Here is a 16,786-nt window from a genome sequence, read left to right as displayed (position 1 = left end):
GTCAGCTCGGCGAGAACTCGGCGTCGATGACGTCGTCGTCGCCCTGCCCGGTCCGCGCCCCGGCACCAGCACCAGCACCGGCGCTCGGGCCGGACGGTCCGCCGGGCTGGTCGCCGCCGGGAGGCGGGCCGGACGGCCGGGCCATCAGGCCCTGCGCCACCTGCTGCAGGTCGCCGATGAGCGAGCGCAGCCGGTCCATGGGCGCGTTCTCCTTGATCGCCTGCCGGGCGTCGCCGACCAGCAGCTCCGCGCGTGCCTTCTCGTGCTCCGGGGCGGACTCGCCCAGCTCCTGCAACCGGTGCTCCACCTGGTAGGTCAGCGACTCCAGCTCGTTGCGGGTGTCGATGGCCTGCTTGGCGCGGGCGTCCTCCTCGCGGTGGGTGTCGGCGTCGGCGACCATCCGGTCCACCTCGGAGCGGTCCAGGTTGCCGCTGTCGGAGATGGTGATGGTCTGCTCGGCGCCGGTCTCCTTGTCCTTGGCCGACACGTTGAGGATGCCGTTGGCGTCCACGTCGAACGTGACGTCGACCTGCGGCACGCCGCGCGGCGCGGGCCGGATGTTCTCCAGCCGGAACCGGCCCAGCACCCGGTTGTCGGCGGCCAGTTCCCGCTCGCCCTGCAGCACCGCGATGTCGACGGCGGGCTGGTTGTCCTCGGCGGTGGTGAACGTCTCGGAGCGCCGTGCCGGGATGGTGGTGTTGCGCTCGATCACCTTGGTCATCCGGCCGCCGAGGGTCTCCAGGCCCAGCGACAGCGGGGTGACGTCGAGCAGCAGCACGTCCGGGCCCTCGCCGGTGAGCACCCCGGCCTGGATCGCGGCGCCCATGGCCACGACCTCGTCGGGGTTGACGCTCATGTTGGGGTCCTTGCCGCCGGTCAGCCGCCGGACCAGGGCCTGCACCGCCGGGATGCGGGTGGAGCCGCCGACGAGGATCACCTCGTCGAGGTCGTTGGCGGTCGTCTTGGCGTCGGCCATCGCCTGCTCGACCGGGCCGAGGCAGCGCTGCACCAGGTCCTTGGTCAGGTCCTCGAACTTCGACCGGGTCAGCGTCATGGTCAGGTGCTTGGGCCCGGCCGCGTCGGCGGTGATGAACGGCAGGCTGACCTGCGTCTGGGTGACCGAGCTGAGCTCGACCTTCGCCTTCTCGGCGGCCTCGAACAGCCGTTGCAGCGCCTGCGCGTCGGCGCGCAGGTCGATGCCCTGCTCGTTGCGGAACTCCTCGGCCAGGTAGTCGACCAGGCGCCGGTCGAAGTCGTCGCCGCCCAGGTGCGAGTCGCCGGCGGTGGCGCGTACCTCGACGACGCCGTCGCCGACGTCGAGGATGCTCACGTCGAAGGTGCCGCCGCCCAGGTCGAACACGAGGACGGTCTCGTGGCCCTTCTTGTCCAGGCCGTACGCCAGCGCGGCCGCGGTGGGCTCGTTGATGATCCGCAGGACTTCGAGCCCGGCGATGCGCCCGGCGTCCTTGGTCGCCTGCCGCTGCGCGTCGTTGAAGTACGCCGGCACGGTGATCACCGCTTTGGTGACCTTCTCGCCCAGGAACTTGCCCGCGTCCTCGACCAGTTTCCGCAGCACCAGGGCGCTGATCTCCTCGGGGGAGTACAGCTTGCCCTTGACGTCGAAGCGCGCCAGCCCCTCCGGCCCGGCCACGACGTCGAAGGCGACGGCCTTGGCCTCGGAGCTGATCTCGTCGAAGTGCCGTCCGATGAACCGCTTGGCCGAGTAGATCGTCCCCTTCGGGTTCAGGATCGCCTGCCGCCGGGCGAGCTGCCCGACCAGGCGCTCCCCGGCGTCGGTGAACGCCACCACCGACGGGGTGGTGCGGGCGCCCTCGGCGTTGGGGATGACGCTCGCCTGACCGCCTTCGAACACCGCGATCACCGAGTTGGTGGTGCCGAGGTCGATACCGACTGCCTTTGCCATGACCTGCTCCCGCCCCGATCCGCCCGGCACGGCGGCGGGCACGCGGCCTCGCGCCACCGGGCACGATACAGATGTCCGTTATTTCGTGGCATAACGCACTTACCGGAAGACTATCCCCGGCCGTTTGCCGCCCGTGGCCGTTCGGAAGACTCCCGCCGATCGCGACCGGCCGTCACGCCGGGGCGTGGTGTCGGGAAACAGGCAGCTCAGGGCGGTAAACCGATTCCATGTCCGAAGCGTCGAAGCGGCGTGACCCCCCGCCCCGCCGCCGACCCGCCCGCCCCCGCCGCGGGCGGCCCCGTGCGTCCCGGCACGCCCCCGCGCCACCTCAGCGTGGTCGGCGCCGACCCGGGCGACCCCGCCGACTGGGACGCCGACGCGGCGGTCACCCACCTGTTCCGGGCCCACTACCGCATCCTGGTGCGGCTGGGCGCCATGCTCTGCGGCGACCCCGCCCGCGCCGAGGAACTCGCCCAGGACGCGTACGTGCAGCTGCACGCCCGCTGGCACAGCCTGCGCGACACCGACAAGGCCTTGGCCTACCTGCGGCAGAGCGTCGTCAACCGGTCCCGCTCGGCGCTGCGCCGCAGACTGGTCGCCGCCCGCTACCTGGCCGCCCAGCCGCCGCCACCGACCATCGCCTCGGCCGAGCACACCGCCCTGGACTCGCTGGCCCAGACGCGCATGCTCGCCGCCCTGCGCACCCTGCCCGCCCGCCAGCGCGAGGCCCTGGTGCTGCGCTACTACCTCGACCTGTCCGAGGCCGACGTCGCCGACGCCATGGGCGTCAGCCGCGGCGCGGTCAAGAGCCACACCTCACGGGGCCTGGCCGCGCTGCGCCAGTCCGAGCAGTGGGCCGCCCGGGAGGAGTCATGACCACGCACCACGGCCGGGACACCGGCGACGAGGCCACCGAGCAGCTGCTGCGCCAGACCCTGGAGGCGTACGCGGCGACTGTCGGGGCCGACGCCGGCGCACTGTCGGCCATCAGGACCCGGGTGCGGGAACGCACCTGGTGGCACCGTCTTCGAGGAGGGAACATGCCGCTCGCGTTCACCACCGGCACCGCGACCGCGGTCGCCGCCACCGTCGCGGCCGTCGTATTCAGCGTCGGCAGCTGCGCCCCGCCGGGCACCCCCGACCCCAGCAGCTCGTCGGCCGGGGCGGGCACCACCGCCCCGGGCAGCCCGGCCCCCGGCAGCCCCACCCCCGGCGGCGCCAGCGCCTCGGCGACCGGCGGCGGGTCCGGCACCGTCAGCGCCAACGTGCCGATCTACTACCAGGGCGACATCCGGGGCGTGCCCAAGCTCTACCGCGAATACCACAAGCTGCCGGCCGGCGACGGCGGCAAGGCGGCCCGGACCAGGGCCGCGGTCACCGCCATGCTCGACGGGCGCACCGCCTACGACCCCGACTACATCAGCACCTGGCCCGCCAGCGCCAGGCTGCGCAACGTCAAGGTCGACGGCGGCACCGTCACCGTCGACCTCAGCGGCGCCGCCGTCAACGGCTACGACCCGCCGTCGAACAAGGCCGCGCTCCAGCAGCTCATCTGGACCGCCACCGCCGCCAGCGACACCGACGCGTTGATCCTGCTGCTCGACGGCAAGCAGGTCGACAAGCTGTGGAACCAGTTCCCGGTGCGCGGGCAGCTGCGCCGCGGCCCGGCCGTCGACGTGCTCGCCCCCGTCTGGGTCATCGACCCGCAGCAGAACGCCGTCGTCAAGCCCGGCCCGCTCACCATCAAGGTCGCCGGGATCGTGTACGAGGCCACCATGCGCGTACGCGTGCGCGACGCCAACGGCAAGATCGTGTTCGACCAGCCCGTGACCCTGAACGCGGGCCCGCCCAGCCAGGGCGAGGCCACGGTGCGCACCCCCGCGCTGCCCGCCGGCAGGTACAAGGTGGAGGGCTTCTACTACTCGCCCGACGACAGCTCCGTCCAGGCTCTGGACGCGCACGACTTCACGATCGGATAGCCACCGCAGACAGCAGCCGAAGATCGCTGTCTGCGGTCATCGGCTGCTGTCAGACCCGGTTCTTTGACCGCCAACAGCGATCTTGCCGGCCGTCGACCCGATCGCGCTATGCGACGGCCGTGGCGGCCTCGCGGATCACGCCGAGGACGAACTCGGGGTGCGACAGCATCGGCACGTGGCTGCTGTCGAGGTCGTAGGTCTTGGCACCCATGCGCTGGGCGGCGGCGCGCTCCAGGTCGGGGTGCACGGTCCGGTCCTGGTTGGCGACGATGTACCAGCTCGGCCTGGTTCTCCAGGCGGTGCCGGGAACCTGCTGGTTGAACAGGTCCGCATCCGGGACCCCACCGGTCGCGAGCACGAGCTTCTGCTCCGGTTCCGGGAGGTCGCCGCAGAAGTCCGGCAAGCCGGAGGGCTTGAGCCAGACGCGTCCGTCGGCGACCTCGATGTGCTCGAAGACGGGTGTACGGGGGAACTGCTCCTGCTGCTGCTGCGACGTCTCGTCCTCGGCCGGGGCGAGCGCCGCGATGTACACGAGCGCGCTGACGCGGTCGTGGGTTCCCGCTTTGGTGATCAGCGTCCCGCCGTAGGAGTGACCGACGAGCACGATCGGGCCGGGTACGCGGTTGAGTGTGAAGTCGACGCAGGCGACGTCGCTCGCGAGTGAGTCGAGACCGTGTTGCGAGGCGAACACCTCGTGACCTTCGGCTTGGAGCGTGGGGATCAGTTTGCTGAAGCACGAGCCGTCGGCCCAGAGCCCATGGGCGAACACGATGCTCGGTTTGGTCTGTGCTGGCACGGTCTACTCCTCGTCAGCCTGGTTCCGGCCCGTAGGGCCCGGTGTCGGGCAGCCGGTCGGCGGCGGCGGAGACGGCGGCCGCGTGACCATTCGCCGGGGTAGGCCGTCCCGCTTCAGCGGCACCCGTCATGTGCACCATGAGGCCTGTCGAAAGCGGCCGTGGAAGTCCCGGAGGCCGCTGGGTCGGCCCGGTAGGCGCTTCTTGATCATAGGCGCTCGGGCCCCTTTCAGCTGTGGAAACACGTAAGGTCAGGGGAGTCTTCGAGGTCGGCGCCGGCAGGATCAGGGCGTGGCGTGGCTACTTCGACACGAACCAGCTCGCCACCCGTATGGGCGAGGGCTGATCCGCCGCCCCTGCCGGCCCCTATTCGGCGCCGATCAACGGCGACAGTAAAGCGCCGAATGTCACTTCTCTCATCATCGGCACAATCCCTCGATCGTGTTGTCCACGATGGAATGAGCCGTGGAGTATCGCGAAGTGTCGGCCGTCATTCCATCGGGAACAGGGCTTGATCCTCCTGGGGGATCGTCGTTTTGCCGACACCCGGTCCCGGACGCCGGGTGGCACGCGGGGTCCAGGTGACCATCGTCCTGAAAGGGCGACGCCGGTCATACGGCATGGTGAACAGCAATCCCCCGGCAGGTGAGCCGTGACGGAATGACGACAGCCTTGAATCATTTCCGTCTGTCGTCTGTTAGTAATGCACCCAGCAGTAGGAACTCCTACGGGGTGGAGGCGCTGGCGTATGGCCGGTCAGGCTGTTTCTGGAAAGGCACCGCTCACTTTCACCGACTCGCTGGGCGGGCAGCGTTCCATCCCGCTCTCCGCGTTCCAGTTCGACGGCGCGGCCGTCGACCTCACCTCAGCCTGGACCGCGATCCTCTCGCCCGCCGACTGCGCGATCCTGCGCGCCGTGGCGGCCGCCAAGGTCGCCGCCGGCGAGTTCACCCGGCCGCCGTCGCTCCCGCCCGCACCGGCGATCGCGTTCACCGCGGTCACCGCCGGTCCGGAGGGTAACGCGATCACCGTCACGGTCACCCCGGACGCAGGCACCGTGATCACCGGCAAGGTGACCGTCAACGTCAAGGAGACCGACCGTTACGCCGGGCTCGTGGACGCCGCCGACGCCGCCGGCCGGATCGGCGTGGACGTCGCGAGCGGCACCCCGGGCAGCCCGGCCGCCGGCAGCGGCCTGGTCGCGGTGCAGGCCGGCAGTGCCACGGGCACCGGCCTGCCCAAGGACGGCCAGTCGCTGACGGTCAAGGCGAGCCCAGCGGTGGACGTGCTGGCGGCCGACGGCACTACGGTGCTGTTCAAGCTCGTCGCGCGGTCCGGCTACAGCGGCTCGGGGATCCCGGTCACGGTGGCGCTCGACCCGAGCGGCACCACGTTCACCCTCACCGCGTCCTACGACGCCGCCAACTCGACGAAGACGAGCATGTCGGGGCTCGGGTCGCTGCCCGCCTCGGTGGCGTTCCTGGTCACCGCGAGCGCGCCGCCCGGCGGGCTCGCGATGCCCGGCCCGTCGACCCTCTCCCTGAGCGGCGGTGCTGCCGGGCTCCCGGCCACCGGCACCGCGTACACGCGCTGATCGCCCGTACCCGCGCCGGGCGATCCGGCGCCGGCCCGCCGTGAGGATTCCGCCATGCCCGTGACGCCTACCTATCCAGGCATCTACATCGAGGAAGTGCACAGCAACGCGCACACGATCACCGCTGCGCCGACCTCGGTGACGGTGTTCGTCGGCTACACCCATCCGTTCCGCACCAAGCCCTCGAACTGGGGCAAGGCGATCCAGATCTTCTCGTTCACCGACTACGAGCGCGAGTTCGGCGGCCTGTACGCGGTGGACTGGCTCGCCTGCGACGTCGGCCGGGCGGTCAACGAGTTCTTCCTCAACGGCGGCGCCGTGGCCTACGTCGTCGCGCTGCGGCCGCGCCTGCACGACCTGGTCACGCTGACGTCGGCGGACATCACCCCGCCGACGTTCGACCTGCCCGGCGCCGCCCCCGGCACCGGCATCCGGTTCACCGGCCGCGAGCCCGTCGACGCGCACCGGGCGCTCACCGTCTCGGTGACCAACCTGCGTGCCACGACCGGTTCGGCGCCCCTGGATCTGGCCGACCTGGTGGTCACGTACGGCTCGCGTACCGAGACGTTCCGCCGGGTGACGCTCAACCCGGCGCCGTCCGCGGCGGATGCGGCCAACACGGTCGACAAGCGCCTGGGCACCGCGACGGCGCCGGTGTCGTCGCTGGTCATGGTCGAGCCGATCACGGCGTACCCGACCGCGTGGCCGACCTCGCTGGCCCCGACGCCGCTGACCGCGACGATGCCGGGCAACCCGTTCACGACGTACAGCCCGGGGGACTTCGCCCCGGCCTTCGCCGCGGACGGTTCCCTGGACAAGGTGCCGGTGTTCAACCTGCTGCTGACCCCGGGTGTGTGGGACCAGCCGGTGGTGTCGGACGCGCTGGCCTTCGCCGAGCGCAAGCGTGCTTTCGTGATCATGGATCCGCCCGCCGACTCGGGTGCCGACCACGCCAGCGACCCGCTGCCGCTGATCGGTGAGATCATGACCGACGCCGTGCCGGGCCGGGTGATCCCCAAGAGCCAGAACGGGGCGCTGTACTTCCCGTACCTGAAGTCCACCGATCCGGAGACCGGTGCGCCGGTCACGGTCGCGCCGTCGGGCTTCGTCGCCGGTGTCATCGCCCGCGAGGACACCAACCGGGGCGTGTGGAAGGCGCCCGCCGGGCTGGAGACGATCATCGCCGACACCACCGGCGTGGTCGCGTCCGGAGTGATGACCGACGCCCGGCACGGCACGCTCAACCCCATCGGGGTGAACTGCCTGCGCGGCTTCCCCGGCATCGGCACGGTGGTCTTCGGCGCCCGCACCCTGGTCGCCGCCAACCCCGCCTTCCAGCAGTACCGCTACGTCCCGGTCCGCCGGATGGCGCTGTTCCTGGAGCAGTCGCTGGCCTCCAGCCTGACCTGGGTGACGTTCGAGCCCAACGACGGGCCGCTGTGGGTGTCCATCCGCACCACGATCGAGAACTTCATGCTCGGGCTGTTCCACCAGGGCGCGTTCCAGGGCAGCAAGCCCAGCCAGGCGTTCCAGGTCGTCTGCGACGCGTCCACGACCACGCCGGACGACCAGGCCAACGGCATCGTCAACATCGTCGTCGCGTTCGCACCGCTGAAACCGGCCGAGTTCGTCGTCATCAAACTGGCCCAGCTCGCCGGCCAGCCGGCCGTGTAGGAGGAGTAGCGATGTCCAAGCCGTTCTCGGTCAACGTGAGCCGATTCGACCCCTACAAGACCTACCGGTTCCTGGTCTACTTCGGCAACAGCTCCACGCCCGTCGCCGGGGTCAGCAAGGTCAGCGCCCTCAAGCGCTCGGCGGACGTCGTCGAATACAAGGAGGGCGGCAACGCGCTCATCCGCAAGGGCCTCGGCCGCACCAAGTACGAGCCGATCACCTTCGAGCGCGGGGTCACCTACGCCGACGAGTTCGAGGCCTGGGCCAACGCCAGCCAGGTCCTGGACAAGGGAGCGCCGAGCAGCTCGCTGCTCCAGCTGCGCAAGGAGGTCCGCATCGAGCTGCTCAACGAGCAGAGCCAGCCGGTGCACCGGTTCCTGGTGCACCGGGCGTGGGTGTCGGAGTACCAGGCGCTGCCCGACCTCGACGCGGGCACCAACGCGATCGCGATCGAGCACATCAAGGTCGAGCACGAGGGCTGGGAGCACGACCTGTCGCTGTCCGAGCAGGCGGAGTTCTAGGCAGATGGTGCGCACCCCCATCACGGACCTTCCGGTCGGATGGCGGCGGGCGACGGGGCACGACGATCTGCTGCTCGTGGAGGGCGGGGTGGACCTCGCCACCGCGGTGCGGGTGGTGGACGGCCGGGCTTTGCTGCCCCCGTACGACGACGGCCGGCCGCGCGCGGCCGGACAGCTGCCAGTAGGTGACGTCGACGCGCTGGTCGTCGCGTTGCGGGTGTCGCGCCTGGGCGACAGGATGATCGCCGAGGGCGCGTGCGGCCGGTGCGGTGCCCGCGTCGACGTCGACTTCGGCCTGGCCGACTACGTCGCGCACCGGCGGCCGCGCCGCAGCCGGGCCGCCGAGCCGGACACCGAGCCCGGCTGGTGGCGGCTGCGCGGCACCGACACGGTGTTCCGGCTGCCCACCGCCGACGACGTCCTGGCCGCCACGGACGGCGGACCGGCCGCGCTGCGCCAGGCGTGCGTACGGGGCACGGCGCCGACCGCGGCCGTCGAGCGGGTCATGGCCGTGCTCGCGCCGGTGCTGCGTACGACGGTGACCGGTGCCTGCCCGGAGTGCGGGCAGCCGGTCGAACTGGACGTCGACGTGCGTGCCCTGTGCCTGGCCGAGCTCGGCTTCCTGGCCGGGGCCGTGCTGGACGAGGTGCACCTGCTCGCCGCCGCGTACCACTGGGGCGAGCGGGCGATCCTCGACCTGCCCGGCGAGCGCCGCCACGCGTACGCCGAACGGATCCGCCTGTCGGCGGGTGCCGCGGTCGAGGTGACCCATGTCTAGGCGCGGGGGATACCTGGCCGGTCTGCTCGACACCGCACCCGGCAACGTCCGGGCGCCGTACCGGCCGAACTGGCGGCCCGAGGTCGGCACGCCGCCGACCGAACCGCTGCCCGCCCCGGCGCCCCGGCGCCCGTCGCCGGACCGCGCGGCCGCTGCCGACCGGCCCGAACCGCGCCCGGCGCGCGCGGACACCTCCGCGCCCTCAGTCGCCACGCCGGTGCCGCCGGTCGCGGCACGCCCCCAGGTCCCGGCCGCCCTCGATCCCACTCCGGCCGTTCCCCCAGCACCGCGGCCGCAGCCGCAGCAGCCGGGGCCGAGTGGGGCGATGCCGCAGCCGGTCATCGGGCGGCCTGACGCGCCCGCGCGGGCGACTCCCGCGCCGGCGTCCACCGTGACGCCGCAGCGTCCGGCGCAGCCGCCCGCGCCACTCGCGGCGCGCCCGTCCGCGCCGGCCGTGGCGGGTCCGGTCACGCCACCGGCACCGCGTCGCGAGTCCTCCGCCGAGCAGCAGGCGCGCCCGACGCGCGGGCAGCCCGTGCCGGTGCGGGCGGTGCTGCCGCAGCGGCAGGCGCCCGCCGTGGTCGTGGCACCGCCGGCCGCGCCCCCGCCGCCGTCCATCCACATCGGCACCATCGACGTGCGCATCCTGCCGCCGGTCACGCCACCGGTGCCGCAGGCCGCCCCGGTGCCCGCCCCGGCGGTGCCCGCCGCGCGGCTGTCCCGGCCTGTCCCGCAGTACGGCCTGGCGCAGGGGTGAGCGATGTACGACCTGTCGATCGTCACGGACGCGCTCAAGCAGATCATCATCGACGCCCTCGCGGCGAGCCCGCTGTTCGGCGGCGGCCCGCCCGGGTTCTCGACGGCCGTCTCCGGGCAGCATCCGCAGCATCCGTCGCTGGCCGACTGCGACCTGAACCTCTACCTGTTCCACGTGACCGAGAACAAGCACCTCAAGAACGCGTTCTGGTCCCAGTCGATGCTCACCGGGCAGCCGCCCGGCCCGCCGCGGCAGCCGGTCGCCTACGAGCCGCTGTGCCTGGACCTCTACTTCCTGCTGTCGGCCGAGTCGCAGACCAGCTACACCCATGAGCAGCAGGCGATGAGCGTGGCGATGCGGGCGCTGCACGAGTACGGCACGCTCCAGCTGGCCACGCCCACCCCGACCGGGCAACCCGCCTCCGAGGTGTCGATCACGCTGGAGTCGCCCACGCCCGACGAGCTGTCGCGGCTGTGGCAGGCACTGACCGTGCCGATGCGGATGTCCGCGCAGTACCGCGTCGGGGTCGCCATGCTGATGCCGCGCACCGGCCTGACCGAGCAGCCGCCGCCGGTGCAGTGGACGCTGCTGGGCGGCCCGACCGGTGGCGCGGACGCCGGGATCCGGCCGGTGCTCTACGGCACCAGCCGCCACGTGCGGCTCACCACGCCGACCGGTCCGTCCGGCTACGACCAGACCCCGGCGACGGCCGGTCCCGGCCAGCAGTTCCTGCTGCGCGGCCGCAACCTGGCCGACACCGACGTGGTCTACCTGGTGGAGTACACCGGCGGCGGCGAGGTCGAGACCGACGTCACCGCCACCTGGCGGCAGCCGCTGCCGACGCCGTACCCGGCGGTGCCCGCGGACGGGGTGCCGTTCCTGCTCCAGGTCCCGGCCGCCGCGCCGCCGCCGGGCCGCTACGGGCTGCGTGCCGGGCGGCCGAGCGAACCGGGGTACCGCTCGGGCACCGTCCCGTTCGGCGTCGCCCCGGTGGTCGATCCGGACGGAGGGCCGCTGGTCGCGGCCAGCGGCGGCGTCTACACGGCGACCGTCCACAACGTGCCCGCCACCGGCGCGCAGGTGCGGCTGGGCACCGCACCGCTGCGGCAGATCGGCTCCGGCACGCCGGCGGCCGGCCAGTGGCACCTGTCCGGCACCACGCTGACGTTCGCGGCTCCGGCCGGGCTGGTCCCGGGCCGGTACGCGGTGCACGTGCGCGCCGCCGACATCGAGGCCCAACCGGCGCTGTGGGCGGTGGTCCCGTGACGGAGCCGCCGTTCGCGCGCTGGGTCCGGGCGGCCGCCCGCGACCGGGTCGAGCAGGTCCGCGTCCGCTGGCAGCGCCGCCTGGCCGGGGTGCACGCCGGGATCGACGAGATCCTGCGCGACCCGCCCGCGGTGGTACGCGATCCGGCGGTGGACCGGGCGGGCGCCCTGGCGCTGGCCGACCCGGCGTTCGCCCGGCTGGTCGAGGTCTGCGGCCTCGGCCTGCGCGAGTGCGAGTGGCTGGCCCTGCTCGCGGCCTGCCAGGTGGACCCGCAGCTGACCAGGGTGCTGGGCTACCTCGACGACGACCTGCGGCCCGCCGTGCCCACCCCGGCGGTCGCGGCCTCGCTGTGGGGCTGGCCCGCCGGTGACACCTCCGCCCGCGACGGCGGCGGTGGACTGGTCACCTGGTGCCTGGCCCAGCCCGCCGACGGCGACGCGGCCCGGCCGGACACGCCGTGGACGGCCGACCCGGACGTGGTCGGCTGGCTGTGCGGCGCCGACGGCTGGTGGCGGTGGCATGCCGGGCTGACGTACGACCCGCCGCAGCTGCCGTGCCTGCACCCCGCGCTGCGGGACGAGATCGCGGCCGTGGCCGGCGCCATGACCGGCCCCGTCGAGATCGAGCTGGTCGGCCCGGCCGGGTCCGGCCGCCGCACGTTCGCCGCGCAGCTGGCTGCCGCGCTGGGCCGTCCGCCGCTGCTGGTGGACGACGCCGGGCTCGGGATGCGGGCGCTGCGCACCGCCCGGCTGCTCGACGCCGTGCCGATCTGGTCGGGTCCGGAGCGGGTGCCGCTGGACGCCCGCCCGGACGGGGTGAGCATCGTGGCGCGCGAGGCCGCCGACCCGCGCCCGCCGTACCCGGTCGCGCGGCTCAGCTGGCCGATGCCGCAGCTGAGCGGTGCGGACCGGCGGCAGCTGTGGGAGGCGTACGCGCCCGGACGGCCGGTGCCCGCGACGGTGGCCGAGTGGACGCTCACGCCCGCCGAGATCGCCACGGCGGCGCTGCAGGACGGTGCCGGGGCGCCCGCCGCCTCGGCCGGCCGGGGCATCCTCGGCTCCGGTGCGGGCGCGCTGCTGAACCCGGTGCCCTGCCCCTACACCTGGGACGACCTCGTGGTGGCCGACACCGTCGCGGCGCGGCTGCGCGAGGTGGAGACGCAGGTGCGGCTGCGCACCGCCGTGCTCGACGAGTGGGACTTCGGACGGCTCACCCCCGGCAGCCGCGGGGTCACCGCGCTGTTCGCCGGGCCGAGCGGCACCGGCAAGACCATGGCCGCGCAGATCCTGGCCCGGTCGCTGGAGCTGGACCTGTTCCGCATCGACCTCGCGCAGGTCGTCGACAAGTACATCGGCGAGACCGAGAAGCGGCTGGCGAAGGTGTTCGACGAGTGCGAGCGCCGCCGCGTGCTGCTGCTGTTCGACGAGGCGGACGCGCTGTTCGGCCAGCGTACGCGGGTCCGCGACGCGCACGACCGGTTCGCCAACATCGAGATCGACTACCTGCTCCAGCGGATGGAGTCGTTCTCCGGGCTGGCCGTGCTGGCCACCAACCGCAAGGGCGACCTCGACCAGGCGTTCATGCGCCGGCTGCGGGTCGTGGTGGACTTCCTGCCGCCCACCGCCGACCAGCGCGCGCGGCTGTGGCGCCTGGCCCTGCCGGCCGCCACGCGGTCGGGCGTGCCGGTCTGCGCCGACGTGGACCACGACCGGCTCGCGGCCGACCTCACCCTGACCGGTGCGGAGATCAAGTCGGTGACGCTCGCCGCCGCCTACCTCGCCCGCGCCGAGGGCGAGCTGATCGGGATGCGGCACGTGCTCGCCGCCGCGCGCTCCGAACTGGCCAAGCGGGGCACGGTGCTGCGCACCGACCTGCCGGTCAACGGGATGGCGGTGGCCCGATGAGACTGCACGTCGACCGGATCACGCTGACCGTCCCGCCAATGTCCGAACAGGACGCGCGCAGGCTGGCCGAGCTGGTCGCCGAGGCGCTGCGCGACTGGCCGACCGCGCCGGACGCGTCGGGCCGGGTCGAGCGGGTGGCGGCGACCGTGCCCGGCGACGGCCGTACCGACCCGCGGACGCTGGCCTCGCAGATCGCCGAGGCCGTGGTGGCCGCCGCCCTGGGGGAGTTGCGCTGATGGCGACCTACCTGCGTGGAGCACTCGTCCAGTTCATGCCGACGAGGCTCATCCCGATCCCGAACGTCATCGTCTTCCAGTACAACCCGGAGTCGCTGACCCACACCTGGACCCAGCCGCAGGCGGTGCAGGCCGAACCGCAGGGCGGGGCGCGCGGCAACCCGCTCGCGGTCACCGGCTACCCGGGTGAGGCGTTCACGTTCACCCTCGCCATGGACGCCACCGACCCGATCGCCGACAACACCATCGGCTCGGGCCTAGCCAAGATCAGCGGCGTGTACAGCCGCATCGCGGCGCTGGAGATGCTGATCCAGCCGTCCAGCTCGACCAGCAGCGACGGGCTGCTCGGGGCGGTCACCTCGGCGCTGGCGGGCGCGGGGTCGCCCCGGCCCAACCCGCCGCGGCAGGTTCCGGCGAACAAGCTGCCGGTGGTGCTGTTCGTGTGGGGGCCGGGCCGCATCGTCCCGGTCCGGGTCACCAGCCTCACCATCACCGAGCAGCGCTACGACACCCTGCTCAACCCGATCCACGCCGAGGCGCAGGTGGGGCTGCAGGTCCTCACCAAGACCGACGTGTACGCCGTCAGCGACGACCTCGCCCCGCTGGCCAAGGCCGCCAACGCCTACACCGACAGCCTGCGCCAGGTGGCGGCGATCGCGAACCTCGTCAACGCCGCCGAGTCGATCATCGGCATGATCCCGCACTGACCGCCAGGAGACACCGTGTTCATCCCACCGAGCCGGTATGCCGGCACCGGAACGTACCAGGTCACCGCCGCCGACGGCACCGTCGTGACGGTGGCGCGGCTGCCGCTGCCCCAGCCGCGGGCGGTGCGCGGCTGGTACCGGCGCACCGGCGACGAACGGCTGGACCTGCTCGCGCACACCTTCGCCGCCGACGCCACCGCCGCCTGGGAACTGGGCTGGACCAACGGGGCGATGTCGCTGGACGCGCTGGCGGCCCACGAGCTCATCGCCGTGCCGGACCGGAGCTGACCGGTGTCCACCTACCAGGTCCTGCTCGACGGCACGGCGGCCGGGGACGACTTCTACGACGCCGTCAGCGTGCTGGAGGTGGAGGAGAACCTCCACCTGCCCGACGCGCTGCGCCTCGTGCTGCCCGTCTCCGCCGTCGACGGCGACCTGAGCTGGGTGGGCGACCGCAAGATCCGGCCGTACGCGAACATCGCGGTCACCGCGACGCCCGAGGGCGGCGCGACCCAGTGCGTGTTCGACGGATACGTGCAGTCCCACCAGATCCACCTGCAGGCGGGCATCACCGCCTCCACGGTGGAGGTCCGGGCGCAGGACGCGTCGGTGCTGATGGGGCTGGAGCACAAGGCCCGCGAATGGACCGGGATGACCGAGGGCGCGGTCGCCAACAGCATCTTCGGCGAGTACGGCTTCACCCCCGGCGCCCGCAACACCGACGACGACACCCCCGCCCATGACGCGCCCGGCCACAGCCTGATGCAGCGCGGCACCGACCTGGAGTTCCTGCGGCGGCTGGCCCGCCGCTCCGGGCGGTGGTGCCGGGTCGCCTGCGCCGGGGCCCCCGGGGTGCGCACCGGCGTGTTCGCCGTGCCCGACCTGCGGGCCGAGCCGGTCACCACGATCGCGATGAACGACCCCGAGCAGGCCCCGGTGGCGGCGCTGGACTTCCACTGGGACGTCGCCCGGCCCAACAGCGTGCTGGCCGCGCAGGCCACCCTCACCGACGACGACCCCGAAGGCTTCACCGCCGACACCACCGACAGCGGGCTGCCGCTGCTGGACGCCCGCAGCCTGGCCGAGTTCGCGGGCCGGACCGCCAGCGTGCGGCTGACCACCGGCGGCGACGCGGCCGACCTGCCGGTGCGGGCCAGGGCGGTGCTGCGCGAGGCGGGCTGGTTCACCGGTGCCAGGGGCGTCGCCGACATCTCGCGGGTCCGGGTCGTGCTGCGGGTCGGGTCCGTCGTCGCGCTGGCGGGCGTCGGGCAGCTGCTGTCCGGCAGGTACCTGGTCACCGGCGTCCGCCACACCATCGGCCGCAACAGCCACACCATGGCGTTCACGCTCGCGCGCAACGCGGTCGGCCCGGCCGCCGGCGCGGCGGGAACGCCCGGACTGCCCGGAGGCATCGGATGAGCGACCTGGACGACCTGCTGTACGACGTGGCCGACCAGCTGCGCAACCGCTTCTACGGCAAGTACCGCGGCACGGTCAGCGACGTCGACCCGGACACGCTGCGCATCCGGGCGGTCGTGCCCGCGGTCCTGGGCACGCTGCCGACCGACTGGTGCCTGCCGTGCGTGCCCTACGCGGGTCCCGACGTCGGCCTGTTCCTCATCCCCGACGTCGGCGCCGCGGTGTGGATCGAGTTCGAGGGCGGCGACGTGTCCCTGCCGATCTGGTCCGGCTGCTTCTGGCGCGAGGGCGAGCTGCCCGCCGACGCCGCCGCCACGGTCCGGGGACTGGTCACCGCCGCCCCGCACAAGCTGCTGTTCGACGACGAGTCGGGCAGCGTGACCCTGGCCGACAGCAACGACAACGCGGTGTCGCTGGACGCCGTCGGCATCACGCACGCCCGCGGGCCGCAGAGCCTGGTCGTCGGCGACGCGTCGGTGTCGGTCAACGACGGCGCGATGACGGTGATCTGATGAGCGGCTCCCTGCTGACCACGACCGCGACGATGACCTGCCCGCACGGCGGCACCGTCACCGCGCTGCCGACGCAGTCGCGGGTGACCCTGGGCGGCGGGCAGGCCGTGTACGCCACGGACACGTTCGTCGTGGCGGGGTGCCCGTTCGCGCCGGTGTCGCCGCACCCGTGCGTACGCGTGCAGTGGCAGCTGACCAGCCAGAAGGGCTCGGGCGGTGAGGTGGCGGCGCTGACCGCCGACAGCGTCGGGTTCTGTTTCGCCGCCGACGGCGCGCTACAGGGCTCGGTGCTGATCCAGGCCGCCCAGACGAACGTGACGGGGGAATGACGATGGCCCGCGCCGACTACGACTTCCCGCTGCGCCTGGACGCCGGTTCCGGCCAGGCCGGGCAGACCGGCTACCCGGCACACGTCGCGCAGCTGCTGCGCCAGCTGCTGCTCACCTCGCCGGGGGAGCGGGCCTGCCTGCCGGAGTTCGGCTGCGGGCTGCGGCAGCTGCTGTTCGCCCCGCAGTCCGACGCGCTGGTCGCCAGCGTGGCGATGCTGGTGCGCCAGTCGGTCGAACGCTGGCTGGGCGACCAGGTGAAGCTCGTCGACGTGCTGGTGGCGGCCGGTGCCGACCCGGCCTCCGGGCTCGACGAGGGCGAGATCCTGGTGACGGTGCGGTACGTGCTCATCGAGACGCAGACCACCGAGACGCTGAGCCTGAAGGTGAGCTGA

At 73.1% G+C, this 16,786-nt stretch carries 18 protein-coding genes and 1 pseudogene; 17 read left to right on the top strand and 2 right to left on the bottom strand.

Annotated features, from left to right (window positions below):
* Position 1 precedes the first annotated feature (1 nt).
* Positions 2-1,924: a molecular chaperone DnaK gene (dnaK, locus tag Cs7R123_RS24025; RefSeq protein WP_212829976.1), complete on the bottom strand. Its 1,923-nt coding sequence runs from the start codon at positions 1,922-1,924 to the stop codon at positions 2-4.
* 249 nt (positions 1,925-2,173) lie between these two features.
* Between dnaK and Cs7R123_RS24020 the strand changes: the two genes are divergently transcribed.
* Complete coding sequence (locus Cs7R123_RS24020; RefSeq protein WP_212829975.1) at positions 2,174-2,800, top strand: SigE family RNA polymerase sigma factor; 627 nt, start codon at positions 2,174-2,176, stop codon at positions 2,798-2,800.
* Positions 2,797-3,903, top strand: coding sequence for a GerMN domain-containing protein (locus Cs7R123_RS24015; RefSeq protein WP_212829974.1), 1,107 nt, complete (start codon positions 2,797-2,799; stop codon positions 3,901-3,903). The genes Cs7R123_RS24020 and Cs7R123_RS24015 overlap by 4 nt, the downstream gene beginning before the upstream one ends.
* Before the next feature lie 106 nt (positions 3,904-4,009).
* On the opposite strand, the gene Cs7R123_RS24010 is transcribed toward Cs7R123_RS24015, so the two are convergent.
* Positions 4,010-4,699: an alpha/beta hydrolase gene (locus Cs7R123_RS24010; RefSeq protein ID WP_212829973.1), complete on the bottom strand. Its 690-nt coding sequence runs from the start codon at positions 4,697-4,699 to the stop codon at positions 4,010-4,012.
* A 230-nt stretch (positions 4,700-4,929) separates the two neighbouring features.
* Between Cs7R123_RS24010 and Cs7R123_RS41135 the strand changes: the two are divergent.
* The 15 genes and pseudogenes from Cs7R123_RS41135 to Cs7R123_RS23935 all read left to right on the top strand — a co-directional run.
* Positions 4,930-5,043, top strand: a pseudogene (locus tag Cs7R123_RS41135) (limonene-1,2-epoxide hydrolase family protein); the annotation flags it as partial.
* A gap of 402 nt (positions 5,044-5,445) precedes the next feature.
* Complete coding sequence (locus Cs7R123_RS24000; RefSeq protein WP_212829971.1) at positions 5,446-6,291, top strand: hypothetical protein; 846 nt, start codon at positions 5,446-5,448, stop codon at positions 6,289-6,291.
* A gap of 54 nt (positions 6,292-6,345) precedes the next feature.
* Positions 6,346-7,965 (top strand): phage tail sheath subtilisin-like domain-containing protein, encoded by a 1,620-nt coding sequence (locus tag Cs7R123_RS23995; RefSeq protein WP_212829970.1) that lies wholly within the window; start codon positions 6,346-6,348, stop codon positions 7,963-7,965.
* 11 nt (positions 7,966-7,976) lie between these two features.
* On the top strand, positions 7,977-8,486 hold the full coding sequence (locus Cs7R123_RS23990; protein ID WP_212829969.1) for a phage tail protein: 510 nt from the start codon (positions 7,977-7,979) through the stop codon (positions 8,484-8,486).
* A 4-nt stretch (positions 8,487-8,490) separates the two neighbouring features.
* Positions 8,491-9,264, top strand: a complete 774-nt coding sequence (locus Cs7R123_RS23985; RefSeq protein ID WP_212829968.1) for a hypothetical protein — start codon at positions 8,491-8,493, stop codon at positions 9,262-9,264.
* Positions 9,257-10,021, top strand: coding sequence for a hypothetical protein (locus tag Cs7R123_RS23980; RefSeq protein ID WP_212829967.1), 765 nt, complete (start codon positions 9,257-9,259; stop codon positions 10,019-10,021). The genes Cs7R123_RS23985 and Cs7R123_RS23980 overlap by 8 nt, the downstream gene beginning before the upstream one ends.
* 3 nt (positions 10,022-10,024) lie before the next feature.
* Positions 10,025-11,287: a DUF4255 domain-containing protein gene (locus tag Cs7R123_RS23975; RefSeq protein WP_212829966.1), complete on the top strand. Its 1,263-nt coding sequence runs from the start codon at positions 10,025-10,027 to the stop codon at positions 11,285-11,287.
* On the top strand, positions 11,284-13,191 hold the full coding sequence (locus Cs7R123_RS23970) for an ATP-binding protein (RefSeq protein ID WP_212829965.1): 1,908 nt from the start codon (positions 11,284-11,286) through the stop codon (positions 13,189-13,191). Before Cs7R123_RS23975 ends, Cs7R123_RS23970 begins: the two co-directional genes overlap by 4 nt.
* Positions 13,188-13,427 (top strand): hypothetical protein, encoded by a 240-nt coding sequence (locus Cs7R123_RS23965; protein WP_212829964.1) that lies wholly within the window; start codon positions 13,188-13,190, stop codon positions 13,425-13,427. Before Cs7R123_RS23970 ends, Cs7R123_RS23965 begins: the two co-directional genes overlap by 4 nt.
* A complete protein-coding gene (locus tag Cs7R123_RS23960) occupies positions 13,427-14,134 on the top strand; it encodes a hypothetical protein (RefSeq protein WP_212829963.1) in 708 nt (235 codons plus the stop codon). The genes Cs7R123_RS23965 and Cs7R123_RS23960 overlap by 1 nt, the downstream gene beginning before the upstream one ends.
* A 15-nt stretch (positions 14,135-14,149) precedes the next feature.
* A complete protein-coding gene (locus Cs7R123_RS23955; protein WP_212829962.1) occupies positions 14,150-14,422 on the top strand; it encodes a hypothetical protein in 273 nt (90 codons plus the stop codon).
* 3 nt (positions 14,423-14,425) lie between these two features.
* Complete coding sequence (locus Cs7R123_RS23950) at positions 14,426-15,553, top strand: phage late control D family protein (protein WP_212829961.1); 1,128 nt, start codon at positions 14,426-14,428, stop codon at positions 15,551-15,553.
* The gene (locus tag Cs7R123_RS23945) at positions 15,550-16,065 is read left to right on the top strand and encodes a phage baseplate assembly protein V (RefSeq protein ID WP_212829960.1); all 516 of its coding nucleotides are present in this window, start codon (positions 15,550-15,552) and stop codon (positions 16,063-16,065) included. Before Cs7R123_RS23950 ends, Cs7R123_RS23945 begins: the two co-directional genes overlap by 4 nt.
* Entirely contained in the window at positions 16,065-16,394 is a 330-nt protein-coding gene (locus Cs7R123_RS23940) for a hypothetical protein (protein ID WP_212829959.1), read from the top strand. The genes Cs7R123_RS23945 and Cs7R123_RS23940 overlap by 1 nt, the downstream gene beginning before the upstream one ends.
* Positions 16,391-16,786, top strand: coding sequence for a GPW/gp25 family protein (locus Cs7R123_RS23935; RefSeq protein ID WP_212829958.1), 396 nt, complete (start codon positions 16,391-16,393; stop codon positions 16,784-16,786). The genes Cs7R123_RS23940 and Cs7R123_RS23935 overlap by 4 nt, the downstream gene beginning before the upstream one ends.

Source organism: Catellatospora sp. TT07R-123 (genome assembly GCF_018327705.1).
Classification (GTDB): Bacteria; Actinomycetota; Actinomycetes; order Mycobacteriales; family Micromonosporaceae; genus Catellatospora.
Note: the sequence above shows the minus strand (reverse complement) of the source record. Positions and strands in the feature narration are given on the sequence as shown.